21 protein-coding genes and 1 riboswitch are annotated in these 24088 nt (G+C 64.4%); of the genes, 10 read left to right on the top strand and 11 right to left on the bottom strand.

What is annotated here, in order from left to right; genetic code table 11:
- The first annotated feature begins 40 nt into the window (after positions 1-40).
- Positions 41-1351 carry an MBL fold metallo-hydrolase gene (locus GTP55_RS22430; RefSeq protein WP_161047049.1) on the top strand — a complete coding sequence of 437 codons (1311 nt, stop codon included), beginning with the start codon at positions 41-43 and terminating at the stop codon, positions 1349-1351.
- Positions 1348-2271 carry a polysaccharide deacetylase family protein gene (locus GTP55_RS22425; RefSeq protein ID WP_161047048.1) on the top strand — a complete coding sequence of 308 codons (924 nt, stop codon included), beginning with the start codon at positions 1348-1350 and terminating at the stop codon, positions 2269-2271. The genes GTP55_RS22430 and GTP55_RS22425 overlap by 4 nt, the downstream gene beginning before the upstream one ends.
- A gap of 31 nt (positions 2272-2302) precedes the next feature.
- On the opposite strand, the gene GTP55_RS22420 is transcribed toward GTP55_RS22425, so the two are convergent.
- Complete coding sequence (locus GTP55_RS22420) at positions 2303-2857, bottom strand: hypothetical protein (protein WP_229258112.1); 555 nt, start codon at positions 2855-2857, stop codon at positions 2303-2305.
- Between the two features lie 308 nt (positions 2858-3165).
- Here GTP55_RS22420 and GTP55_RS29925 point away from each other — a divergent pair, with 308 nt between their 5' ends.
- The gene (locus tag GTP55_RS29925; protein ID WP_229258111.1) at positions 3166-3324 is read left to right on the top strand and encodes a hypothetical protein; all 159 of its coding nucleotides are present in this window, start codon (positions 3166-3168) and stop codon (positions 3322-3324) included.
- Here the strand turns inward: GTP55_RS29925 and GTP55_RS22415 are convergent.
- Positions 3321-3917 (bottom strand): nucleotidyltransferase family protein, encoded by a 597-nt coding sequence (locus GTP55_RS22415; RefSeq protein WP_229258110.1) that lies wholly within the window; start codon positions 3915-3917, stop codon positions 3321-3323. The genes GTP55_RS29925 and GTP55_RS22415 overlap by 4 nt on opposite strands.
- A 6-nt stretch (positions 3918-3923) precedes the next feature.
- The gene (locus GTP55_RS22410; protein ID WP_161047046.1) at positions 3924-5693 is read right to left on the bottom strand and encodes an FAD-dependent oxidoreductase; all 1770 of its coding nucleotides are present in this window, start codon (positions 5691-5693) and stop codon (positions 3924-3926) included.
- A 148-nt stretch (positions 5694-5841) separates the two neighbouring features.
- On the opposite strand from GTP55_RS22410, the gene cysM reads away from it, so the two are divergent.
- Positions 5842-6744 carry a cysteine synthase CysM gene (gene cysM / locus GTP55_RS22405; protein ID WP_161047045.1) on the top strand — a complete coding sequence of 301 codons (903 nt, stop codon included), beginning with the start codon at positions 5842-5844 and terminating at the stop codon, positions 6742-6744.
- A 96-nt stretch (positions 6745-6840) separates the two neighbouring features.
- Here cysM and GTP55_RS22400 read toward each other — a convergent pair whose 3' ends face one another.
- From GTP55_RS22400 to GTP55_RS22380, 5 genes are all read right to left on the bottom strand, one after another.
- Positions 6841-7185 carry a hypothetical protein gene (locus GTP55_RS22400; protein WP_161047044.1) on the bottom strand — a complete coding sequence of 115 codons (345 nt, stop codon included), beginning with the start codon at positions 7183-7185 and terminating at the stop codon, positions 6841-6843.
- A 422-nt stretch (positions 7186-7607) separates the two neighbouring features.
- Entirely contained in the window at positions 7608-8780 is a 1173-nt protein-coding gene (gene mltB, locus GTP55_RS22395; protein WP_161047043.1) for a lytic murein transglycosylase B, read from the bottom strand.
- Positions 8771-10876 carry a transglutaminase TgpA family protein gene (locus GTP55_RS22390; RefSeq protein ID WP_161047042.1) on the bottom strand — a complete coding sequence of 702 codons (2106 nt, stop codon included), beginning with the start codon at positions 10874-10876 and terminating at the stop codon, positions 8771-8773. Before GTP55_RS22390 ends, mltB begins: the two co-directional genes overlap by 10 nt.
- Positions 10873-11868 (bottom strand): DUF58 domain-containing protein, encoded by a 996-nt coding sequence (locus GTP55_RS22385; protein ID WP_161047041.1) that lies wholly within the window; start codon positions 11866-11868, stop codon positions 10873-10875. Before GTP55_RS22385 ends, GTP55_RS22390 begins: the two co-directional genes overlap by 4 nt.
- On the bottom strand, positions 11869-12789 hold the full coding sequence (locus GTP55_RS22380; RefSeq protein ID WP_161047040.1) for an AAA family ATPase: 921 nt from the start codon (positions 12787-12789) through the stop codon (positions 11869-11871).
- A gap of 85 nt (positions 12790-12874) precedes the next feature.
- On the opposite strand from GTP55_RS22380, the gene GTP55_RS22375 reads away from it, so the two are divergent.
- Entirely contained in the window at positions 12875-13801 is a 927-nt protein-coding gene (locus GTP55_RS22375) for a histone deacetylase family protein (protein ID WP_161047039.1), read from the top strand.
- Between the two features lie 16 nt (positions 13802-13817).
- On the opposite strand, the gene GTP55_RS22370 is transcribed toward GTP55_RS22375, so the two are convergent.
- Together GTP55_RS22370 and GTP55_RS22365 are read right to left on the bottom strand one after the other, a co-directional pair.
- Positions 13818-15812: an alpha/beta hydrolase family protein gene (locus tag GTP55_RS22370; protein ID WP_371868406.1), complete on the bottom strand. Its 1995-nt coding sequence runs from the start codon at positions 15810-15812 to the stop codon at positions 13818-13820.
- Between the two features lie 92 nt (positions 15813-15904).
- Positions 15905-17905 carry an OPT family oligopeptide transporter gene (locus tag GTP55_RS22365; protein ID WP_161047038.1) on the bottom strand — a complete coding sequence of 667 codons (2001 nt, stop codon included), beginning with the start codon at positions 17903-17905 and terminating at the stop codon, positions 15905-15907.
- Positions 17906-18027: 122 nt separating this feature from the next.
- Between GTP55_RS22365 and ylqF the strand changes: the two genes are divergently transcribed.
- A complete protein-coding gene (ylqF, locus tag GTP55_RS22360) occupies positions 18028-18978 on the top strand; it encodes a ribosome biogenesis GTPase YlqF (protein WP_161047037.1) in 951 nt (316 codons plus the stop codon).
- Positions 18979-19033: 55 nt separating this feature from the next.
- Here the strand turns inward: ylqF and GTP55_RS22355 are convergent, their stop codons facing one another.
- Positions 19034-19828, bottom strand: a complete 795-nt coding sequence (locus GTP55_RS22355) for a DODA-type extradiol aromatic ring-opening family dioxygenase (RefSeq protein WP_202423824.1) — start codon at positions 19826-19828, stop codon at positions 19034-19036.
- A 110-nt stretch (positions 19829-19938) separates the two neighbouring features.
- Positions 19939-20109, top strand: a riboswitch (cobalamin riboswitch).
- A gap of 69 nt (positions 20110-20178) precedes the next feature.
- Between GTP55_RS22355 and GTP55_RS22350 the strand changes: the two genes are divergently transcribed.
- The 4 genes from GTP55_RS22350 to GTP55_RS22335 all read left to right on the top strand — a co-directional run bounded on the left by GTP55_RS22350 (position 20179) and on the right by GTP55_RS22335 (position 24030).
- The gene (locus GTP55_RS22350; protein WP_161047035.1) at positions 20179-22158 is read left to right on the top strand and encodes a TonB-dependent receptor; all 1980 of its coding nucleotides are present in this window, start codon (positions 20179-20181) and stop codon (positions 22156-22158) included.
- A 107-nt stretch (positions 22159-22265) separates the two neighbouring features.
- Complete coding sequence (locus tag GTP55_RS22345) at positions 22266-22928, top strand: thiol:disulfide interchange protein DsbA/DsbL (RefSeq protein WP_161047034.1); 663 nt, start codon at positions 22266-22268, stop codon at positions 22926-22928.
- A gap of 22 nt (positions 22929-22950) precedes the next feature.
- Positions 22951-23283 (top strand): hypothetical protein, encoded by a 333-nt coding sequence (locus tag GTP55_RS22340; RefSeq protein ID WP_161047033.1) that lies wholly within the window; start codon positions 22951-22953, stop codon positions 23281-23283.
- Positions 23284-24030: an SDR family oxidoreductase gene (locus GTP55_RS22335; RefSeq protein ID WP_161047032.1), complete on the top strand. Its 747-nt coding sequence runs from the start codon at positions 23284-23286 to the stop codon at positions 24028-24030.
- Positions 24031-24088 lie beyond the last annotated feature (58 nt).

The raw sequence follows: 24088 nt of genomic DNA, 5'->3' as shown, positions 1-24088 counted from the left end.
CCGGATGACGCCGCGCGCGGCACATGAGATGATGCGGGCTATGAAAATCTCCCGCATCCTCCATGCCGGCTACGTCTTTGAAAGCGGAGCCACGCAGATCCTGTTCGATCCGGTGTTCGAAAATCCGTTCAGCCGCAATTGCCACGCGTTTCCCGACGCGCGCTTCGACCTGGCGCAGGTGTGCCAGCTGCGCCCCGATGCGGTCTTCATCTCCCACCTCCACGACGACCACTGTTCGATGGAGAGCCTGGACCTGCTGGACCGCGCCACGCCGATTTATCTGTACTGTGTCTTCGACGAACTGTTCGCGATGATACGCGCGCTGGGTTTCGCCGATGTGCAGGCGCTGGCGGTGGATGCGCCGGTCACCATTGGCGCTTTCGAAGTGATTCCCCGCCGCGCGCTGGACGCCGATGTCGACTCCATGTTCCAGATCCGCGCCGAAGGCCTGAATGTCCTGAACGTGGTCGATGCGTGGATGGACCCGGCGACGCTGGCGCAGCTCCAACCCTACGCGCCGTGGGACATGGTGCTGTGGCCGTTCCAGACCATGCGCGAAGTCGACGTGATTGCGCCGTCGCGCGCCGCACGCGGGCCGGTGGCGCTGCCGGAAGAATGGCCGCAGCAGCTGCAAGCGCTGGCGCCACGCTACGTGGTGCCGAGTTCCTGCCAGTTCCAGCAGGAGCCGTGGTCGTGGTACAACCGCGCGATGTTCCCGATCACCTACCGGCGCTTTGCGCAGGCGGTGGGCGAGTGGCTGCCGTCGGCGCAGGTGGTGCGGCTGAATCCATCGGTGTCGGTGCTGCTGACGGCCGATAGCCTGACACCAGCTGCGCCGCTGCCGTGGGTGCTGCCGGTGGGCGATCAGGATAGCGACTTTCAATACGACGAAAACATCGTGCCGCCGGCCACCGCCGACATCGCGCGCCACTTCGCGCCGCTGACGGCGGAACAGGCCGCACTGGCGCTGGACTTCTGCCGCACTGGCCTGATCGAACGCTATGAGGAAATGGAGCTGCCGGACGACAGCTACTTCGCCACGCCGTGCGTGTGGCAGCTATCGGTCTACGATCACGCGGGCGGCGTAGAGCAGTTCCGCTACCGCGTGCATGGCGACAGCATCGCCCTGGCTGGCGATGAGGAGGCGCCGACATGGACCACCGAAATTCCGCTGGCAAAGCTGTACGCCGGACTGGCGCTGGGCGAGTCGCTGACCTCGATGTACATGCGCATCGGCGGCGCGCCGGAAGACGCCGACATCGTCGACGATCCGCTGATCCGCTGCCTGTTCAACAACGCCATTGGCGCCTATCAAGCCGCGCAACTGCGGCGTTTGGGGATCACCGTATGAAGAAGACGCTTTACCTGCTGGCGTTATGTGCCGCCACCGCGCTCACCGCAACCGCGCACGCGCAATCGGTCGCATTCACGTTTGACGACGGGCCGCAGCTGGCGGAGACGCCGCTGCTGTCAGCGCAACAGCGCAACCAGTCCTTGCTGGATGCGCTGGCGGCGCACAAGGTATCGGCAGCGCTGTTCGTCACCTGTGGCTTTGGCGCCGACAAGCCGGCCGGCTACGCGCTGGCGCAGGCCTGGGGCAGGGAGGGCCACGCGCTTGGCAACCACACCATGACGCACCCGGATCTGGAGAGTTCCGCTGTGACGCTGGCTCAATACCAGCAAGAGATTACCGACTGCGACCGCATCACCGCCACGCTGCCTGGTTATCAGAAATGGTTCCGCTTCACCTTCCTGCGCGAAGGGAAGACGCCGGAGAAGTTGCAGGGCATGCGCAGCTTCCTCCAGCAGACCGGCTACCGCAACGGTTACGTCAGCCTGGACACCAGCGACTGGCGGCTAGACGAGAAACTGAACGAAGTGCTGCGCGCCAACCCTCAAGCCGACCTGGCGCCGATCCGGCAAGCCTACCTGTCGCACCTGCGCCAGCGCGCCGACGCCTATCGCGACCTGTCGCGCCAAATGGTCGGCCGCGACATCCCGCAGGTGCTGCTGCTGCACCACAACCTGATCAACGCACTGTGGCTGAAGGACGCGATCCAGCAATTCAAGGACATGGGCTGGACCGTCATCACGCCGGCGGCGGCGTTTGCCGACCCGGTCTACCAGCAGCCGCCGGAACAGCAGCGCGGCGGCCAAAGCCTGTTGCGCTCCATCGCCCGGAGCAAAGGCCAGAGCAAGTTCCCCGGCTGGGAGCGCCTGGTCGACGACGGCGATTTCGAAATCGACGCGCTCAAAGCGCAAGGCCTGTAATCATTGCAGCACCGCAGTAATCGGCATTGTGTTAATCGATGTCTTCCAGCAGATCCCATGAGCGGCGGTATTTGGGCAGGCGGCGTTCCAGTGTGTTCTGCGCTTGATCGTTGGCATGGGCAACCAGGGTGACGGCGGTGCTGAGGGCGTCACTCATGGCCTTGGCGGCGATCGTCATTGCCTCTGCGGCAGTAGGCGGAACCTTGGATGCTTGCTTGAGCAATTGCGCGCGCAGGATGGCAGCGTTGATCCATTGCTTGCGTCCTGGCATGAGCACCCAGATCTCGCGCCATGCGTTGCGAACATCGCCGGCGGCTAGTTTGGCCATTTGGTTGGGGGAGACTGACTGGCCTTTGTAGACAAGGTCATCCCCGACGACACTGGCGTTGTGCCAGACTTCATGGACGCGCAGGCGCAGGCGCGTGCCTTCCGGGAGGAACAGTTGCTTCCATTGATAGCCTCGTACGGAGTTGGCGTCAGCGCGGCCCGTGGCGATCCAGCACTGCACTGCCTTGATCAATGCTTCGCTTGGCGAGAGCGTGCTGCCGCTCTCACGTAAATAGCTGCGCAGCTCGGCATAAACCATTGCCGGGAGTATAGGTGGGGGTGGTGTGTCTGAGGGGCGTGTAGCATTCATTCTGAAACTCCTTGCGGGAACGGTTGGATCTTGTCTCTTTCTGTCTGGTAGACCGTTGGCCGCGCGAGGAGTTCAAAATCTACAAAAGGAGAAAGAATCAGATAGCCGAAAGAGACACGTTCCTGCACGCCCCCCATATTACGTCCCCTACGTATATCCTCCTTGGTTAAATACGATACCATCATGAAATGGTCATATTAAGAAACCTTTGCGGCGCGCTGTCGTCTTACCAGCGGCATCTCAATGAGGTGTTGCAGATGATCGCCAGTTCGGACTCCGTTCCGTTGCTGGCCGAATATTCGCATGATTGTTCTGGCTATGTTCGCCAGTTGCTATCGGAACCGGTAATGTCTGCGTTCGGCCAGCTCCTGTCGCTGCAGGAGCTGATGCTGCTCCGGCACGATTTACTACGCTAGTCGGGTCCGCTAAAGGGGTTCACCAGTGAAAGCATAGGCCAGCGTTCAATCAATCTTTTCGACGTTACACGTTGCATGAAAACGCCTGCGCTTGCTCGCGCGGCGTTGTGCCTGATTTTTAAGTCAAACAGGTCCTGCAGGCCGTGCGGCGCAATCACCTCGATGGTGTCGTCCGCGTTGAGCGTCACGCCGACACACGTAGCGTATTCCGGCCAGGTTGCAATCCCGTCTGCCAGTGAGCGCAGCGGCGGCACAATTTGGCCGTGCGCTTTCAGGAACCACTGATGAATCAAAGCCTGGTTGCTTACCTCCCACCGCGCTGAAGGGTGAATGTCGAGCAGCCGCCTGGTGAGACCTTCATCCTGCTTTTCGTCGGCGGTGGCGTCGTAATACGTCACGTCAACATCCTCGTAGCGGGACGGTTGGCTGAATCCATGCAGATGGTCCCACACCAGCCCCCTCACCACGCCCGCGCCAATGCACCAGGATTGCAGATGAAGACTTCTTGCCGCTGCCAGAAGCGCCATCAAGGTTGAGGAAGAACGCACCATCCGGGCCAGGCGTTCTTCCAGTTCTTGTTCATGGCCGCTCATCCGGCGTTACTGCGCCACTTTGTCCGCCGGCAGGTTGGCCAGGAACTGGTGGATCTGCGCCACCACGGCCGCGCCTTCACCCACCGCCGCCGCGACGCGCTTGGTGGACGACGCGCGCACGTCGCCGATGGCGAACACGCCCGGCACGCTGGTCTCCAGCGCCGCGCGCGACGGCAGGTCGCGTGGGTACACGCCCTCGGCGAAGTTGGCCTTGCACTGCGACTTGGTGACGTCGAAACCGGTGCGGATGAAGCCATGCGCATCGACATCCACGCCGCAGTCGCCCAGCCAGCCGGTATTCGGATCGGCGCCGATGAACAGGAACACGCGGCACACGTCGTAATCGCACTCCTGCCCGCTCTTGGCATTGCGCGTGCGCACTTGCTTCAGGCCGTCCTCGTCGCCTTCCAGCGCGACGATTTCGGTACAGGTGTGCAGCGAGATATTCGGCGTGGCGGCAATCCGGTCGATCAGGTAGCTGGACATGGTGGACGACAGGCTGTCCTTGCGAATCAGCATGTGCACCTTCTTGGCATAGCCGGACAGGAATACCGCTGCCTGGCCAGCCGAATTGCCGCCGCCGACCAGGATGATTTCTTCTGTCTTGCACAGCTTGGCCTCGACCGGCGACGCCCAGTAGTACACGCCGTTGCCTTCAAACTGCTTGAGGTTGGCCAGCGAAGGCCGGCGGTAGCGCGCGCCGCACGACAGCACCACGGTCTTGGCCTTGAGCATTTGCAGGCTGCCGCACATTTCCACTTGCAGCGGATAGGTGTCGCATACCAGCCGTCCGGCCGGCGCCGGAATGGCGATTTCGACGCCGAACTTCTGCGCCTGTACGTAAGCGCGCCCGGCCAGCGCGCGGCCGGAGACGCCGGTCGGGAAGCCGAGGTAGTTTTCGATGCGCGCACTGGCGCCGGCCTGACCACCGTAGGCGCGGGTTTCCAGCGCCAGCACCGACAGGCCTTCCGAGGCCGCATACACGGCAGTTGCCAGCCCGGCCGGACCGGCGCCGACCACGATCACGTCCCATACCTTTTCAGTATCCAGTGCCGGCAGCATGCCGAGGCAGCGGCCGATGTCGACCACGCTCGGGTTTTTCTTGACCGCGCCGTCCGGGCACACCACCAGCGGCAGCTCTTCCGATTTGGGTTCGTAATGCTTCATCAGGTCGGCGGCCTGCTGGTCGTGTTCCGGATCGAGCACCACGTGCGGGTGGCCGTTGGCTGCCAGGAAAGTTTGCAGCGTGTGAATGCGACCATGGCCGCGCGGACCGACGATCACCGGGCCGCCCGACGCTTGCTCGATCAGGCCGACGCGGCGCAGGATCAGCGCGCGCACGATGCGCTCGCCCAGATCGGCATGCGCCACCAGCAACTGCCGCAGCGACTCCGACGGCACCACCAGAACTTCCACATCACCCACCGCATGGCCGTTGCCGAGCGCCGGCCGGCCCGACAGCTGCGCCACTTCGCCGCTGAACTGGCCGGGCAGGTGGGTGGTCACATACGATGTGTTGCCGAGGCCGTCATAGCGGTTGACTTCGATGCCGCCCTTGAGCACCAGCATCAGGCCGAAGCTGGTCTTGCCGGCCTCGAAAATCGTCTCGCGGTCCTTGAAGCAGACCACATGGCCGAAGCGGTGCATGTGGCGGATGTCGGACGCACTCAGCGTCGGAAAAATCTGGTGCGCGCGCTGCTCCAGGTCGAGCGTGGTGCGGGGCGTCGGCTCGTCCGGAGTTTCTTCCGGCAGCAGTTCGGAGGGGGAGGTAGCCATGGTGAATCCGGGGTATGAAGATGGTTGCACAATTGTTGCCAGTCTAGCCGATGCGGCACCCTCCGTGCAAAGTCTTATGGGGTAGCGGACCGCTTTCAGGCAACTCGGCTAAAATGGTTGTTTTGGCGAACCTACACATAACAAGACGATGGCTTACAAGACCCTGCAAGATACGATCGGCAACACGCCGCTGGTGCAGCTGACGCGCCTGCCCGGCGCCGATGCGGCCGCCCGCAACAACATCATCCTCGGCAAGCTGGAAGGCAACAATCCGGCCGGTTCGGTCAAGGACCGCGCCGCGCTGTCGATGCTGATGCGGGCCGAGGAGCGCGGCGACATCAAGCCGGGCGACACGCTGATCGAAGCCACCAGCGGCAACACCGGCATCGCGCTGGCGATGGCGGCCACCATCCGCGGCTACAAGATGCTGCTGCTGATGCCGGAAAACCTCAGCGTCGAGCGCCGCCAGAGCATGGCTGCCTACGGTGCGCAAATCATGCTGACGCCGAAGACCGGCGGCATGGAATACGCGCGCGACATGGCCGAGCAGCTGCAAAAAGATGGCAAAGGGATCATCCTCGACCAGTTCGCCAACCAGGACAACGCCCGCGCGCACTACGAGGGCACCGGCCCGGAAATCTGGCGCGACACCGACGGCCGCGTGACCCACTTCGTCAGCGCCATGGGCACCACCGGCACCATCATGGGCACCTCGCGCTACCTGAAGGAACAGAATCCGGACATCCAGATCATCGGCGCCGAACCGGAAGAGGGGTCGTCGATTCCCGGCATCCGCAAATGGCCGGAAGCTTACCTGCCGAAAATTTATGACCGCTCGCGCGTGGACCGGGTGGAAGCGGTGTCGCAGGCGGCGGCCGAGCGCATGGCGCGCCGCATGGCGGCTGAGGAAGGCATCTTCTGCGGGATTTCGGCGGCCGGCGCCTGCGAGATTGCGCTGCGCATCTCGCAGACGGTGGAAAACGCCACCATCGTGTTCATCGTCTGCGACCGCGGCGACCGGTACTTGTCGACTGGCGTGTTCCCTGCCTAAGCGCCCGTCTACAACGCCGGCGCACAAGCAACAACGCCCTCGTCCCTTCGAAAAGGGAGGAGGGCGTGCTGACAGGACGGGGTAACGCGGGCCGGATTAGCCGTTGTTGCCGCCGCCTGGGGTTTCGCCTTCTTTAGGCTTGAATTGCTTGTCGCTGATGCGGAACTTGTTGCGGCGGTCGCCCATCAAGTAACGCAGGTCGCGAATGCTCAAATCGCTTACTTCGTGCATGCGAATCAGCAGCGAGGCGCCGACCGGCAGGCGGTGGTGACGGATCTTGCTGATCACAGGCGGTGCGACTTCCAGCGCGCGCGACAGCGCTGCGTCGTTTTTCAGGCGCAGGTTCTCGATCAACGTATCGAGCAGGCGGTTGGGATTGTATTGCAGCAGATCATCGCCATCCGCATCGTTGTTCATGTCAATGCCGACTTGGTTTGTCATGTCGTCTTTTCCTTCTGTAAAGTTGTCCTGCAAAGTACAACACTCGGAGCTTTGCTGCGTCAATGTCCATCCTTACCAAGGGAGAATTCACACACGGACACGGATTTCAGGATAACAAGTTTCATAATATATACACAATTGTACAACACTCCGCAATCTAATACTCAGCAGCAATACAAAAAAGCTCTTCCCGCAAGGTATTGTTGTCGGTCTGCAACATTGTGTGAGAATTATACACCGAGTTGTGTGATAAGCTCAGTCGTGCACGCTTTGTTTATCGATTAAAGTTAATTGTATAACAATTGCGTTGTAAAGCAGCTCACTGCAGCGGTGTCAATGCCGCAAGTCTGACCAAAGTATTGCCAAGTGTCAACAAAACAATACCGTGCATGACTGCACGGTACAAGTCGATTTACGCTTGCTTACATTCCTGAAGCGCCGGTTGACGTCGCCGGGGTAATGGCGGCGCCGCCGCGCGCCAGCCGTACCGTCCGTCCCAGCTCCACCACCGACATCGCGTAGAAGTAACTGCGGTTGTACTGTGTGATGGCAAAGAAGTTGGCGTTGGCCAGCCAGTATTCGGTCGGCTCGGCGCCATTCTGCAAGTCCACCAGACCATACAATTGATCCGGCGCCGGCGTGGCGCTGGTGACGCCGGCCGCGCTCAGTTCGCCGTTGCGGTACTTGGCCACCAGCCCCTGGTTCAGCAGGCTGTCCCAGGCGTGGTTGGGCGAGACGGTGGCGGCATACACCGGCGGCCCGCCCAGTTCGCGCTGCCAGCCGTGCGCGGCCAGGAAGGCCGCCACGCTGCCGATCGCGTCGGTCGGGGAGTTCAGCAGGTCGATCTTGCCGTCGCCGTCAAAGTCCACCGCGTATTTCATCAGGCTGCTGGGCATGAACTGCGGCATGCCGAGCGCGCCGGCGAACGAGCCTTTCAGCGACAGCGGATCGGTACCGCTCTGGCGCGCGAACAGCAGCGTGGCTTCCAGCTCGCCGCGGAAGAATTCCATGCGCTCGCGGCGCTGCGGCGCTTCCGGATACGAGAACGCCAGCGTGGTGATGGCGTCCAGCACGCGGAAGCGGCCGGTGTTGCGGCCGTACACGGTTTCAATGCCGATAATGCCGACGATGATCTCGGCCGGCACGCCGTACAGCGATTCGGCGCGGTTGAGCGCCTCGGCGTTGTCATTCCAGAATTTGATGCCGGCGTCGGTGCGCACCGGATCGATCATCAGCTTGCTGTAGGCTTGCCAGTTCTTCGGCTTGCCGGGCGGCGCCGGCTTGACCAGCTGCACGGCGGCGTCCACATAACGGACTTGATTGATCAGCGTGGTCAGCTCGGCTCGGTCGAAGCCGTCGCGGGTGGCGATATCGTCGAGGAAGGCGCGCACCTCTTTCCAGTCGCCGAAGTTGACGAATTCGCCGGTGTAGTCGACCGCCGGCGCAGCTTTCTTGACGGGCGCTTTCTTGGCTTTCTTCTTGGACTGCATGCTGGGCGGCAGCTTGTAGCCGTACTGGTCGACCGGCGCGGCGTGGCTGGCGGTGACGGTGGCTGCGCTCAGCAGCAGGGCAGTGATCAAAGTCTTCATCGGCATAAAGGTAGCAAGGTTGTCAGCGTCGCCAGCGACGCCGAACGTGATTCGGTCCCGCCGGCGCCATACTTCAGCATACCGTACAGGTGCAAAAACTGCTCCATGGCAGCGTGTTTATCCGTGCTGGCGGGCATGCTCCGCAGCCGCGCCGCATAGCTGCGCGGGCCCTCGGACGGCGCCCGGCCGTAGCCGTGGCGCAGCTGCTGCCGGCAGAAGGCCGCGTACAGCGCCTCCAGCGCATCGGCCGGGCGGCGCGCGCGCTGCCAGCGCAGCACGGCCAGCAAGACCGCCACCAGCACCGCACCGAGTGCCGTGCGCCAGTGGCCGAACAGGCTGCTTAGTTCCTCAAGGAAACTTCGCCGCCTCTCGGGATTGTAATCCAGTACCCATTGATTCCATGAATTATTCAGTGCGGCATAGGCGAATCTGAGTTGCGCCAGCCACGAATCGGGATTGTTTTGCAGGTCCAGCAACGGCGCCAGGCCGAACGGGGCGGGACGCGGCAGGGCGCGCGCCAGGTTGCGCTCGACCCGTTCGGGAGCGACGGCGGCGGTGGGGTCGACACGCTGCCAGCCGGCTTGCTGGCTCCAGATCTCGGCCCAGGCGTGGGCGTCGGACTGGCGCACGGTCAGGTAGCCGTCGACCGGATTGCGTTCGCCGCCCTGGTAGCCGGTGACCACCCGCGCCGGCACGCCCATGGCGCGCATCAGCACCACGTAGGCGCCGGCGTAGTGTTCGCAGAAGCCGGCGCGGGTCGCGAACAGGAAGTCATCGACCGCGTTGGCGCCGGTGCGCGGCGGTTCCAGCGTGTAGCGGTAGTCTTGCGTGCGGAAGCGCGTCAGCACGGCGTTGCTGAGTTGCTGCACCGGCGCGTCGTCGTCGGCGGCGGCGCGCAGCTGCCGCGCCAGCGCCAGCGTACGCGGGTTGAAGCCGGCCGGCAGCTCCAGCCAGTGCGTCATGCGCTGCGGGCTTTCTCCGGCCTGCAAGGTGTAGTCGAGATAGGCCGACGCCTCGTAGCGCACGCGGCGGGCGATGGGTTCGGTGGTGAACTGCTCCATCTCGTCGCTGTCGCGCAGGCGGAAGCCGGGCACGCCGAGGTCCGGCGCGGCCAGTTCCAGGAGCGCCAGCCAGCGCGTGTTGCTGGGCTCCATGGTGGTCTCGTAGCGCACCGGCGCGCCGCGCGCGTGGATCGCCACTTCCAGCCGTTGCAGGCCGCGTTTGCGCGGCACGCGGGTCCAGGTGCGGCCGTCGTAATCGCCCAGCACAATGCTGCGCCAGTACAGCTGCTGCTGCGCCGGCGCCGCTCCGGCAAAGCGCACGCGGAACGCGATCTCGTCCGACTGCGCCAGCGACGACAGCGTGCCCGGCGCCATGCTGTCGCTCAGGCCGGAGCGGGCGCTGCTGGTGTCGCCCGGCAGTCCCCACAGCGGCCCCTGAATGCGCGGGAAGGCGACAAACAGCAGCAGCGCCAGCGGCGCGGCCAGGGCGCCGACCTTGAGCGTGGTGCGCAGGCGGCGCGCCAGCGGCGGTACCCGGCCGGTGTACTGGAACGACTGCTGCGCGGTCAGCAGCACCAATAGCGTCAGCACCGTCCACAGCGCGGTCGGCATCGACTGCGTGTAGAGGAAATTGGTCAGCAGGACAAAGAAGCTGAGGAAGGTCACCACGAACAGGTCGCGCCGGGCGTGCATCTCCAGCAGCTTGAAGGCCAGCAGCAGCACCAGCATGGCGACGCCGACCTCGCGGCCCAGCAGCGTGTGATAGCTGCGGTAGACACCGGCCATGGCCGCCACGGCGATCGGCACCAGCAGCCAGGTCGGCGGCATGCGCTTGCCCAGCCAGGTGATGGCCGCGCGCCACAGCAGCGTGGCGCAGGCCAGGGCGCTGATCCACAGCGGCAGATGGGCAAAGTGCGGCGCCAGCACCATCAGCGCGGCGGCCAGCAACAGCAGCGTGTCCGACTTGTCGCGCGTCAGCCGCAGCGCCAGCTGCGCGCGGGGCCCGCTCGGTGCGCCATGGGCCGGCCCGGCGGGCTGCGTGGCGGCGGCAGGCGGTGCGCCAGCGGCGGATGGGAGGCCGGGCGGCCGCGCGCTGCTCATCGCTGGTCGTCCTGGCCGAACAGCGCCAGCGCGCGCAGACAGGCAGCGCGGTGGGCTTCGCCGAGCGCCGGGCCGTAGTCGTGCTGGGCGAGGCGGAAGCGGTACGGCAGCGCGCGCTGCTCGGCCTCCAGCACCCAGCTGGTCATGCGCGACAGCTTCTGCTCCAGATCCATCTGCAACGGCAGCGCGGCAAAATCCAGCGCCAGCTCGGCCACCGCGCCGCCCTCGAAATGCTTGGTCACCAGCTGCCCGCCCAGCGCCGGATCGTGGCGCGCAATCTGCCGCCACGCCAGATGCCGCATCGGGTCGCCGGCCTGATACGGCCGGATGCCGGCAAAATTATCCAGCCCCACGGTGCCATGTCCATCCTCGCTGGCGGCGCCCGACGACGGCAGCGCCACCGCCGGCCACTCCGGCGCCGGATACACCAGCATCCGCGCATCCGGCTGCCAGTAGCTCCATGCCTTGAACAGCCCAAGCGGAAAACGCGTCACCAGCCGCACGCGCGGCGCGGCCAGCCAGCCGCGCTCCGGCGCCGGCGTGGACAAACTCACCGCGCTATCGCCACCCGCCGGCACGTCGAGCGCCTGGCGCGGCTCGCCGTCCACCTGAAAGCCCAGCCACACCGCATAGCGATCGCGCCGGCTGCGGTTGCGCAGATACAGTTCGAACTGCGCCTCCTCGCCGGCAAACACCGGCGGCGCGCGGCCCGGCGCCAATTGCAGCAGCGCCAGGTTGCGCGCGGTGAGCACCATATCGGCCACCGCGCAGGCGCCGGCGAAGAAGGTCAGCGCAAAGCCCAGGCCCAGGTTGTAATTCAATGCGCCGACCAGCATCACCAGCAGCAGCACAGCAAACATCATCCCGGCGCGGGTCGGCACGATGAACACGCGGCGCATGGTCAGCGTCACCGTGCCCGGTTCACTGTCGCGCAGCTGGAACAGCCACTGGTCGCGGCCTTTTTGGTACAGCGCGTGCAGCACGCCGGCCATTTACACCGGCACCGACGCTTGCAGTTGCAGCACCAGATCGCGGCTGGCCAGGGCCACGCCGTGCGCCGATTTCAACGGCCGCAGGCGGTGCGCGCACACCGGCACCAGCACCGCCTGCACATCCTCCGGCAGCACATGGTCGCGGCCCTCCAGCGCCGCCCACGCGCGCGCCGCCTGCAACAGCGCGATCGCCGCGCGCGGACTCAGTCCCTCCGCAAACATGCCGTTCTGGCGCGAGGCCGCCGCCAGCGCCTGCACGTAATCGATCAGCGCCGCCGACGCGTGAATCTGGCGCAGCGCTTGCTGCGCCTGCATCAGTTCATCCGCCGTCATCGCCGCCGGCAGGGTTTTCAGCAGCGCGCGCCGGTCTTCGCCCATCAGCAGCGCGCGCTCGGCGGCGGCATCCGGATAGCCCAGCGACAGGCACATTAAAAAGCGGTCAAGCTGCGATTCCGGCAGCGGGAAGGTGCCCACCTGGTGGGCCGGATTCTGGGTGGCGATGACGAAGAACGGTTCCGGCAGCGGGCGCGTGACGCCGTCGGCGCTGACTTGGCGCTCCTCCATCGCCTCCAGCAGGCCCGATTGGGTCTTGGGTGTGGCGCGGTTGATTTCGTCGGCCAGCAGCACCTGCGTGAAGATCGGCCCCGGATGAAATACAAAGCCATTGCGCTCACGCTCGAAAATCGAAATGCCATTGACATCGGCCGGCAGCAGATCGCTGGTGAACTGGATGCGGTTGAAGCGCAGGCCGAGCGAAATGGCCAGCGCGTGCGCCAGCGTGGTCTTGCCGACGCCCGGCACGTCCTCCACCAGCAAATGGCCGCCGGCCAGCAGGCAGGCCAGGGCCTGGCGGATCTGCAAATCCTTGCCGACGATGATGCTGCCCACCTGGCGGGCGACCGCATGCAATTTTGTGGTCATGATATGTATGGTAGATTAGCGCCTAGAAGCGATTCTATGCGAGAAACCGCTTGTCGCAGCAAAAAAAACGAGACACCAAAGTCACATGAGCACAGCCATTTACACCCATCCCGACTGCCAGCGCCACGACATGGGCGACTGGCATCCCGAATCGCCGGCGCGCCTGCAAGCCATCGCCGACCAGCTGATTGGCTCGCACATCAGCGACCTGCTGGACCACCGCGAAGCCCCGCTGGTCGATCCGGCCGACCTGGCGCGCAATCACAGCGCCAACGCCATCGCCATCGTGCGCGACAACGTGCCGGCCGAAGGCGACACCTACCCGATCGACGGCGACACCTCGCTCAACGCCTGGAGCTGGCGCGCCGCCCAGCGCGCGGCCGGGGCGGCGGTGGCGGCCACCAATGCCGTCATCGACGGTGAAATCGACAACGCGTTTTGCTCGGTGCGTCCGCCCGGCCACCACGCGCGGCCGGTCGAACCGATGGGCTTCTGCCTGTTCAACAACGTCGCCATCGCCGCCAAGCACGCGCTGGACGTGCGCGGCTTGCAGCGTGTGGCCATCGTCGATTTCGACGTCCACCACGGCAACGGCACCGAAGAAGCCTTCAAGAACGAGCCGCGCGCGCTGATGGTCAGCTTCTTCCAGCATCCGCTGTATCCGTACTGCGATCCGCAGCCGATCACCGACCACCAGGTCAACGTGCCGGTGCCGGCCTACACCAAGGGCGACGTGGTGCGCCAGATTGTGACGGAACAATGGCTGCCGGCGCTGCACGCCTTCCAGCCGGAGATGATCTTCATCTCGGCCGGCTTCGACGCCCACCGCGAGGACGACATCGGCGGCATGGGGCTGGTGGAGGCGGATTACGCGTGGATCACGGAGCAGATGATGGACGTGGCCCGGCTATACGCCAAGGGCCGCATCGTCAGTTGCCTGGAAGGTGGCTACAATCTGTCGGCGCTAGGCCGCAGCGTGGTCGCCCATTTGAAGGCGCTGGCCGAGATCTAAGCCAGCGCCGGCGCCGTCAGGGCGCCTGTTTGAGGTTCTTGTCGAGGAAGGTTTCAACCCGCTGCCAGAAGGCGATGCTGGTCTCTTCTTTGCTCCAGCCGTGGCCTTCGTTGGGATAGGTGATCAGCTCGACGTTCGGATTGCTGCGCTTGACGGCGTCGTAGAAGCGGGTGGCGTGCACGATCGGCACGCGCCTGTCTTCCAGGCCGTGCGCCATCAGCAGCGGCTGTTTCAGCTCGGCGGCGCGCAGCAGCGGCGAATACTGGCGGAAGCGGGCGGCGTCGGTGGCGTTGTCGGGATCGCCGATCAGCGTGCGCATGCCGTACTTCAGGTTCTCCTGCGAAGCGTCGGAATAGCTGGTGCTGAACAGCAGGTCAATGTCGGTGACGCCGGCCCATTCCACGCCGCAGCGGAATACTTCCGGATTCTGGATCAGCCCCATCAGCGTGGCATAGCTGCCGTAGCTGGCGCCCATGATGCCGATGCGCTTCGGATCAGCCCAGCCCTGTTTGACGGCCCACTGCGCCGCGTCCACCAGATCGGTTTGCATGGCCATGCCCCATTGCTTCAGGCCGGCGTTGAAGTGGTCGGCGCCGAAGCCGGTGCCGCCGCGGAATTCCGGCTGGATCACCACGTAGCCGCGCGTGGCCAGGAACTGCGCCTCGCGCTCCCAATCCCAATACGCGCCGCGCGCCGCCGGGCCGCCGTGCACCAGCACCACCGTCGGCCGCGGGCCGCTGGCTTTGCCGGGCGGCAGCGTCACATAGGCCGGGATGCTGCGGCCGTCACTCGCCGTAAAGCGGTGGAAATCGCGCAGGCCCATCTCGGCGGCCTTGATGTCGGGATGGGCGTAGCCGAGGCCGTCCATCTTGCCGCTGTCGCGGTGATAGATGATGTATTGCTTCGGTTGGCGGTCGGACGATGCCACCACCAGCAGCACCGGCGCCGTCAGGCACTCCTCGGCGCAGAAGACGCTGTTAGTGGTGGTGGTCAGCATGGCGTCGATCTTGGCCTGCTCGGCCTTTAGTGCCGGATTCATCCAGTAGGTAGTGCCGGCGTCGGTGTACAGGTGCAGGCCGACCAGGCGGCGGCTGGCGTAGTCGATCACCGGCTCGCCGCGGTAGTCGAAGCCGGGCACCGAGACGATCGGCTCGGCGTCGGTCTTCATCGTTTTCAGGTCGTAGCGGAACAGCGCGCCATAGCCCTTGTGGTTGGCTTGCACGTACAGGGTGTCGTCACCGTCGAAGAAGGCGGGCGAAAAGCCTTTGCCGACGATGCAGTCGTCGTTGTCCAGTTCACGCCACTCGCCGCCGAGGTTGGGGCGGTAGGCGGTGATGCAGCGGCCCTTGCGCTGCGACACCGCCACGCGTGGCACGCCGTGGTTGTCGGCCAGCCACTCCAGCGCCGAGGTCGGCTGCGTGCCTTCCAGGCCGCGCAACTGGCGCGTGCGGGTGTTCAGACGGTACAGGCGCGCGTGGTCGGGCGCGGGATCGATGTTATTCCAGAAGTACTTCTTCAGCAGGATGTCGTCCGAACCGTCGTGCAGGACGTCGAAGAAGGCGTAGTCGGAGGTCAGCAGCTTGCTGGCGATAAAGCTGCCGGTCGCCTCTTGCTGGTGCTGCAAGTTGCCGGTGATCAGATGCGTCAGGTTGCCGCCGTCGCGGTCGGCCGCCATTTCGTCGAGGTTGCTGTTGAATTCGATGCGGCGGTTCTTGATGGTGAAGCCGACACGGTTCTCGTTGATCCAGTGGACCGCGATGATCACCTCCTCGTTGGAGGTGCGGATGATGTGCTTGTACTTGGCCGTGTCGGCGGTGTCGTGCACAGTCAGCACGCTGGCGCCGCCGGGCAGCGTGGTCACCATGGTCACATAGCCGCCCTTGGGCGACAGCTCGACGTGATTGGCTGCCGGCGTCTGAAAGAAGCTCGCAGCGCTGGGCGCCGCGAAGACCGGACTGGCCAGCAGGGCGCCGGCCAGCAGCAGGAGGGACGTTACACGGCGTGGGATCACGGCAAGCCTTTTACAATTGGTAATTACGCAATCATAAATGGCAACTAATTATTTGTCTATTAGCAATTAGTTCCCCACGCCGGCAAGCCGGTTTATTGCTGATGCACTGCCCGGCCGTTCTTGGCCGACCAGCGGTACAGGCTCCAGACGATGGCGGTGCCGACCACCAGCGCGATGGTCATGGTGGTGCCTTCGCTCATGCTGTTGGCGATGGCCAGCGGCTCGCCTTTGCCGGACAGCACGATCAGGCCGGCCAGCGCGACGTTGAACAAGCTTTCGCCGACGATGAAGCCGGACATCACCAGCACGCCGATGCGCTTGGCCGATTCGCCGCCGGCGCGTTTCTCGACCGCGCGGTCGAACACCCAGCCGGCGACGGCGCCGATCACCACCGGGGTGATGACGGCGCTCGGCAGGTAGATCGCCAGGCCCACGCCCAGCGGCGGCAGGCTGTATTTGTCGTTGCTGGATTTTTTCAGCAGGAAGTTAATCAGCACCAGCGCCAGGCCGATCAGCACGCCATAGCCGAGCAGCTTCCAGTCCAGGTTGCCGCCGATGACGCCTTTGGCCAGCGTGGAAATCAGCAGCGCCTGTGGCGCGGCCAGCGGTTCGTTGGAAATCGCGTCCAGATTCGGCGCGCCGACGAAACCGTTGGCGTGGTTCAGCAGCTCCAGCACCGGCGGCACCACGCACGAACCGGCGGCCACGCCGATCAGCAGGCCGACCTGTTGCTTCCATGGCGTGGCGTTGACCAGCTGGCCGGTCTTCAGATCCTGCAGGTTGTCGTTGCCGATCACGGCCACGGCCAGCACCACGGTGGTGACGAACAGCGCGAAGGCGATCAGCGCCTGCGCCACTTCCGGCCCCATCACGCTGCGGCCGACGAAGCCCACGCTCAGCGCGGCGCCGAGAATGGTCAGGATGGCGATGCCGGACACCGGCGAATTCGACGAACCGATCAGGCCCGCCATGTAGCCGCAGACGGCGGCGGCGAAGATACCGGCGATCAGGATGTAGCCCACGCCCACCGCCACCAGCGGCACGGCCAGCGACATCAGCGGGCCGCCCTGCAGGAAGCTGGCCAGCAGCCAGCCGGCCGGCACCAATGCGATCAGCGTCACCAGGCCGACGATGTAGATCGGCATATCCATTTCGGTGCGATCCATGACCGCGCCTTCCAGCTTGGCTTTGCGCGCGGTCTCCATGGCCGACTTCAGGCCGCCCAGGATCGGCTTGGCCAGGCCGGCCAGCGTGATGATGGCGGCGATGCCGATCACGCCGGCGCCGATCATGCGCACTTCCTTGGACCACACGCCCAGCGCATGGCCGGCGGCGTCCACGCCAGCGGCGGCCGGCGTCAGGCTGGTCATCAGCGGCACCAGCACGCCCCAGGCAATGATGGTGCCGACACCCATGGCGACACCGACGGTGATGCCCATCAGGTGGCCGGCGCCGATCAGCGCCAGCGAGCTCGATGCGCCGATGCCGGTGGCGCCAGCGGTTGCACCGGCGCCGGTGCGGAAGTAGATCGACACTTCGGCGGCCATCAGCTTGGCGGCGGCGCCGGCGGCAAACAGCGCCGACGTCAGCGCGCCCCAGATCACGGCGCGCAGGCCGGCCTTGCCTTCAGCGGCGCCGGCCCGCGAAGCCATGCCGACTTTCAGCACTTCGGCGGCGGCCACGCCTTCCGGATACGGCAGGTTCGATTGCGACACCAGCGCGCGGCGCAGCGGCACCGTGTACATCACGCCCAGCACGCCGCCGATGGCGCAGGCGCCAAAGGTCGGCCAGAACGGCACGTGGGCCCACCAGCCGATCATCAACAGGCCAGGCAGCACGAAAATCACCGACGCCAGCGTGCCGGCAGCCGAGGCGATGGTCTGCACGATGTTGTTTTCCTGGATGGTGGCATCCTTGAAAGCGCTCAGCAGGGCCATCGAGATCACGGCGGCCGGGATCGAGGTGGCGAAGGTCAGGCCGACCTTCAGGCCCAGGTAGACCTGGGCGGCGGTAAATACCAGCGTAATCAGAATGCCCAGAATAATCCCGCGCAGGGTGATTTCCTTCGGGTTGGACGGTGCAGCTATGCTCATCTTCAGCACTCCGGAGTTGTTGTTTGTATAATTTTGAAAGTAAGGCGCCCCATGATAAACGAATACCGGGCTGGTTAGCAGGTAAAATAGCGGGTTGTCAGAACGTTTTTGAAGGTCAGAGCATGTCGATACAATGGTACCCAGGGCATATGAACGCCGCCAGGAAGAAGGCGGCGGAACAGATGGAAAACACCGATCTGGTGATCGAAGTGGTCGACGCGCGCCTGCCCGAAGCCAGCACCAACCCCATGGTGGAGGAGCTGCGCAAGTTCCGCCAGCGGCCGTGCCTGAAGATCCTCAACAAGATCGACCTGGCCGATCCGGCCGCCACGGCGGCCTGGGTGGCGTACTACAACGCCCAGGAAGGCGTGACCGCGTATGCGATGACCACCAAGAAGCCGGCCGACGTGGCGCGCATTCCGGACCTGGCCAAGCAGCTGGCGCCGCACCGCGGCGTGCCGACCAAGCCGCTGCGCATCATGATCATGGGGATTCCCAACGTCGGCAAATCGACGCTGATGAACGCGCTGCTGAAGAAACGCGTGGCCAAAGTAGGCGACGAGCCGGCCGTCACCAAGCAGCAGCAGAAGCTCTATCTGGACAAGAACACGGTGCTGGTCGACACGCCCGGCATGCTGTGGCCGAAAATCGCGCTGCCGAGCGATGGTTTGATGCTGGCAGCCAGCCACGCGATCGGCTCGAACGCGCTGATTGAAGAAGAAGTGGCGGAGTTCCTGGCCGGCGAGCTGCTGGTGCACTATCCGGAACTGCTGGTGGCGCGCTACGGCTTTAAAGACATCGAAACGTTTGATGCGATCGGCGTGGTGGAAGGCGTCGGCCTGAAGCGCGGCTTCCGGCAGAAGGGCGGCGACCTGGATTACGAAAAGGCGTCGCACACCTTCCTGGGCGACTACCGCAGCGGCATCCTGGGCCGCATCTCGCTGGAAACGCCGGAGACGCGCCGCGTGCGGCTGGAGCAGCACGAAGCCGAAATGGCAGCGAAGGCAGCTGAAAAAGCCGCCATCGCCGCCGAAAAAGCCAAGGCCGCCGCCAACGGCAAGCGCGGCACCTGACCCCGTCGTTCCCGCAAACGCGGGAACCCATGCCACGCCGGCGGAGCCTGGACCGCTAGCCGAAGCGGAAACTGCTGACGGCCAGTCCGCCCATAAACGCATCTTCGTGATACGGCATGGCGGCGGCTTCCTGCTCGGCCGCGCCCAGCACCACCATCAGCGGCAGCAGATGCTCTTCACGCGGATGCGCCATGCGCGCAGCCGGCGCTTGTTCCCACTGCATCAACTGCGCCGCGCGCTCCTGTGGCGGCAAGGCCATGGTCTGCTGCAGCCACGCGTCAAACGCATGCGAGGCCGACGCGCCGGCCGCATTGAACGCGCGCAGATTGTGGAAACTCAGCCCGCTGCCGATAATCAGCACACCCTGGTCGCGCAACGGCGCCAGCAAACGGCCGATCTCCAGATGCTCCTTCGGATCGAGGCCATAGCGCAGCGACAGCTGCACCACCGGCACATCCGCGTTCGGATAAATCGGATACAGCGCGCTGAAGGTGCCATGGTCAAAACCGCGCTGGTCATCCAGCACCGCCGTGTGGCCGCCGGCTTCCAGCAAGTCCTTCACCTGCGCCGCCAGCTGCGGCGATCCCGGCGCGGCATACTGCACCTCGTAGGTATGCGGCGGAAAACCGCCGTAGTCGTAAATCATCGGCGGCTTCGGCGAGGACGACAGCATGAAATCGCGGCCCTCCCAGTGCGCGGTAATCACCAGCAGCGCTTTCGGCGTGACGCCGATCTGGCGCGGAATATCGCGCAGCGACGCATCCAGCTTGGCGTACAGATGGCCAACCTGGTCCATCATGAACGGCCATGGGCCGCCGCCGTGAGACAGGAAATAAGTAGGGAGTGTCATAGGAGTTCCTTTCATCCTTCACTATAAGTACGCCAGCCTCCGGTATCAATGGGGTAAATATAGATGGATCGTATCGAAATCCTGAATGATCGATGGCGCGCCTTGTCAGGCGTATAATGCCGGCTTCTGGTGCCCGCCGTGCGCAAGCAGGTGAGGTTAAACGGGAAACACAAAGCCGCTGTCGCCCTTCGTGCGCCGGCCAAGGTGTGCTGCCCCCGCAACGGTAACGCCGGCGACATCGCCGTGCCAGCCCGGATATCGGCCAGATCAGGGGGAGGTCGCAGCGCGGCTTCCGTACACCTCCAGCCTGCGGGGACGCAGGCGGACGTCTCTTTTGAAAATGACAAATCATGAACGCCTCCGTATTTCGCCCGCGCCTGCTGGCTGCCGCTGTTTCCCTGTGCTTCGCCGTACCCTTCGCCGCCCAGGCTGACGATGCCGGCGCCGGTGCCGGCCTGACCTCGGTGGTGGTCACCGGCGCCCGCTTTGACGCCGAGCCGTCGCTGGCGCCGATCGGCGCCACCATCATCAGCGCCGACGAGATCCGCCGCGCCGGCTCCAGCGACGTCAACGCGGCGATCCGCAAGATCGGCGGCGTGTATGGTCGCCAGAGCCTGGACGGCAGCCCGGACTACGGCCTCGATCTGCGCGGCTTCGGCACCAACAGCAGCCAGAACATGGTGATCGTGGTGGACGGCGTGCGCCTGTCGGAAAACGAACTGAGCAACGCCATCCTGTCGACCATCCCGATCGACACCGTGGAGCGCATCGAAATCCTGCGCGGCGGCGCCAGCGTGTTGTACGGCGACGGCGCCACCGCCGGCGTGATCAACATCGTCACCAAGCGTTCGGGCCAATACAGCAGCCGTGGCAGCGTGTTCCTCCAGGGCGGCCAGTTCCACGCGGGCGAGGCGCGCATTTCCGCCGCCCAGGCCTGGAACGGCTTCGCCGCCGACGCCACGCTGGACCACCAGCGCACTGACAACTACCGCGACAACAATGACTTCAAGCAGACCAACTTCAGCGGCGGCGCCCAGTGGTACGCCAATGAATTCGACCGCATCGGTTTCCGCTACGAAGGCGCGCGCCAGGACATGCGCTTTGCCGGTTCGCTGACCGAAGCGCAATTTAAAGCCAATCCGCGCCAGACCAACACCCCAAACGACAACGGCTCGCTCGACAGCGACCGCCTGACCGTGTCCGGCCAGTACCGCCTGTTCGGCCACGATGTCGCCGCCGACCTGTCGTACCGCAAGAAGACCGTGCAGTCGACTTATGTGTTCGGCGGCTTCCCATCGACCGCCACCTACGACAGCAGGCAGCTGCAATTCTCGCCGCGCGTGCGCAAGCTTGGCGCAGTCAACGGCATGGTCAATGAGCTGGTGGCCGGCGTCGACTTCATCAAATGGGAACGCACTACCGAGGCGGGTTACTCGGCCGCTGACGCAGACCAGAAATCCAAGGCGATCTACCTTCGCGATGAACTGCGCTTTGATCCAGTGCATGAAGGCCGCATCTCGGCAGGCGTGCGCCGCGAAATCTTCGACAAGGACTTTACCGACCCGCTGGCCTTCGCCGGCTACAACGTGGTGCAGGGCCTGAACGCGTGGGAGCTGCAAGCGAGCTACATGCCGGTAACCAGCCTGACGGTGTTCGGCAAATTGGGACAGAGTTACCGCGTGGCCAATGCCGACGAAAATGCTCAGACGCCGGTGGCCAACAAGGCGCTGGCGGCGCAACAGTCGCACGATGCGGAAGTCGGCGCTAGCTACGCCAACGCCATGCAGAAGGTCACCGCACGCGTGTTCCGCAACAACCTGACCAACGAAATCTTCTACGATCCAACCGTGAAATCGGTTTTCGGCTTCGGCGCCAACACCAATCTGGACCCGACCCGTCGCCAGGGCTTCGAGCTGGATGCGGAGCAACGCATCGCCGCTGCCTGGACCGTCAACGCCCACTATCAGCATGTGCAGGCCAAGTTCCGCGAAGGCGTCAACAACGGCCGCGAAATGGTGCTGGTACCGAAGAACGTGCTGACCGCGCGTCTGAGCTGGATCCCGGGCAGCGGCCAGACCGCCGATGTCGGCGCACAGTGGGTGGACAAGCAACGCTACGGTTCGGACTTCGACAACAGCTGCTCGGGCCAGATGCCGTCGTTCACCACGCTGGACGCCCGCTATGCGCGCAAGTTCGGCCAGTGGGAGTGGGCGGTGTCGGGCCAGAACCTGGCGGACAAGCACTACTTCTCGCAGGCGTTCGATTGCAAGGGCAGCATTTATCCAGCTGATGGCCGCCAGCTGAAACTGTCGGCCCGCTATGAGTTTTAAACCCGGTTCCAAGCTGGCCTTAAGGCTGGCTTAATACCCCGGCCGAAGCCGCGGAAAAGTGGTAATCTCCCCGCGTTTGCCACTTATTTCACACTTGAAGGATAGTTATGCGTCTGCTCAATTTGCTGCGTCCACTGATTGCCACCGTTGCCTTTATGGCCGCTGCCGCCGGCGCATCCGCCGCCGACTTCAAGGATGGCCTGGATTACAACTCGGTCAACGGCCCGGCGCCGGACACCGGCAAGAAAGTTGAAGTGCTGGAGTTCTTCATGTACCACTGCCCGCACTGCAACGCGCTGGACCCGGACCTGGCCGCGTGGGTCAAGAAGAACAGCGACAAGATCGTGTTCCGCCGCATGCACATGGGCGACGATCCGCAGGCCAAGGCGTTCTACACGCTGGAGTCGATGAACCTGCTGGGCAACGGCCTGCATGAAAAAATCCTGCGCGCCATCCACGTCGATCACAACCGCCTCAACACCGATCAGGCGCTGCTGGACTTCCTGGTCAAGAACGGCGTGGACAAGACCAAGTATCTGGAGACCTTCAACTCCTTCGGCGTGCAGACCAAATTGAAACGCGGCCAGCAAGTGGCAAACCAGTATAAACTCGATAGCGTGCCGGCGGTGGTCATCGACGGCCGTTACACCACCTCGCCAGCCGTGGCAGGCCATGGTCTGACTTCGGCGGCGGCTGCACATACGGCGATGTTTGCGGTGATGGATAGCCTGGTGGCGAAGTCGCTGCAGGAACGCGCCGGCAAAAAGTAATCAAGGAAGGACGGGTAGGGCAATGAAATTTCCACGCAACGATCGTGAAGAGGCCGAACAGCAGGTCATGAAGATTTACAAGGAATCTTCGCCAGCGCTGGAGACCTTGTTTGAATGGTCCTACATCAACCACGTGGCGTGGAGCCTGGTGATTGTGTTCCTGGGCGTGATCCTGTGGCTGGGCGTGGCCCTGGTGAACGCCGAGAACCAGCGCAATGCGCTGATCACCAAGCAGTGCCGCGACCCGATCTTCAAGACCGAGCTGGATAAAAAGTGCCTGCGCAGCGTGCAATCGCGCGATCACTGGTGGCAGCATCTGACGTACGCGATGTCCCACCTCAGCCCTGAGAAGTAAATGAAGCAAGTGCTCCTAGTGACCGGCAGCAGCCGTGGCATCGGCGCCGCGACCGCGCTGCTGGCCAGCCGGCGCGGCTATGCGGTGTGCATCAACTACGTCAGCAACGCTGCCGCCGCCGAACGCCTGCGCGCACAGATTGAAGCTGAAGGCGGCGAGGCCATCGCGGTGCAGGCGGACGTCGGCATCGAGGCTGATGTGCTGCGCCTGTTCTCCGCCATCGACGCGCAACTGGGACCCTTGACGGCGCTGGTCAACAACGTCGGCGTGCTGGAACAGCAGGGCAAGCTGGCCGATATGTCGGCCGAACGCTTGCAGCGCGTGTTGAATACCAATGTCCTGAGCTACTTCCTGTGTAGCCGCGAGGCGGTGCGCCGCATGTCCACCGTGCGCGGCGGGCAGGGCGGCGGCATCGTCAACGTCTCGTCGGGCGCGTCGCGCCATGGCGGCGGCAACGTGTATGTCGACTATGCGGCGTCCAAAGGCGCGGTGGATGTGCTGACGCTCGGCTTGTCCAAAGAAGTCGGCCCGGAAGGCATCCGCGTCAACTGCGTGCGGCCGGGGATTATCTACACCGAGATCCACGCCAGCGGCGGCGATGCGGACCGCGTCGACAAGCTGGCGGCCAGCGTGCCGCTGGGACGCGGCGGCCAGCCGGAGGAAATCGCCGAAACCATCCTGTGGCTGCTCAGCGAGCAGTCCTCTTACGTCAGCGGCGCCATCGTCGACGCCGGCGGCGCGCGCTAGAGATATTCAATCCCAGCTTGAAAGTGCTTCAAGCGCTGGCCACATTCCCCGCCTGCCG

Origin of the sequence: Duganella margarita (assembly GCF_009857535.1) — a bacterium.
GTDB classification, from domain to species: domain Bacteria; phylum Pseudomonadota; class Gammaproteobacteria; order Burkholderiales; family Burkholderiaceae_D; genus Rugamonas; species Rugamonas margarita.
The sequence above is the reverse complement of the archived record's forward strand: the minus strand, read 5'-3'. Positions and strand labels throughout refer to the sequence as shown.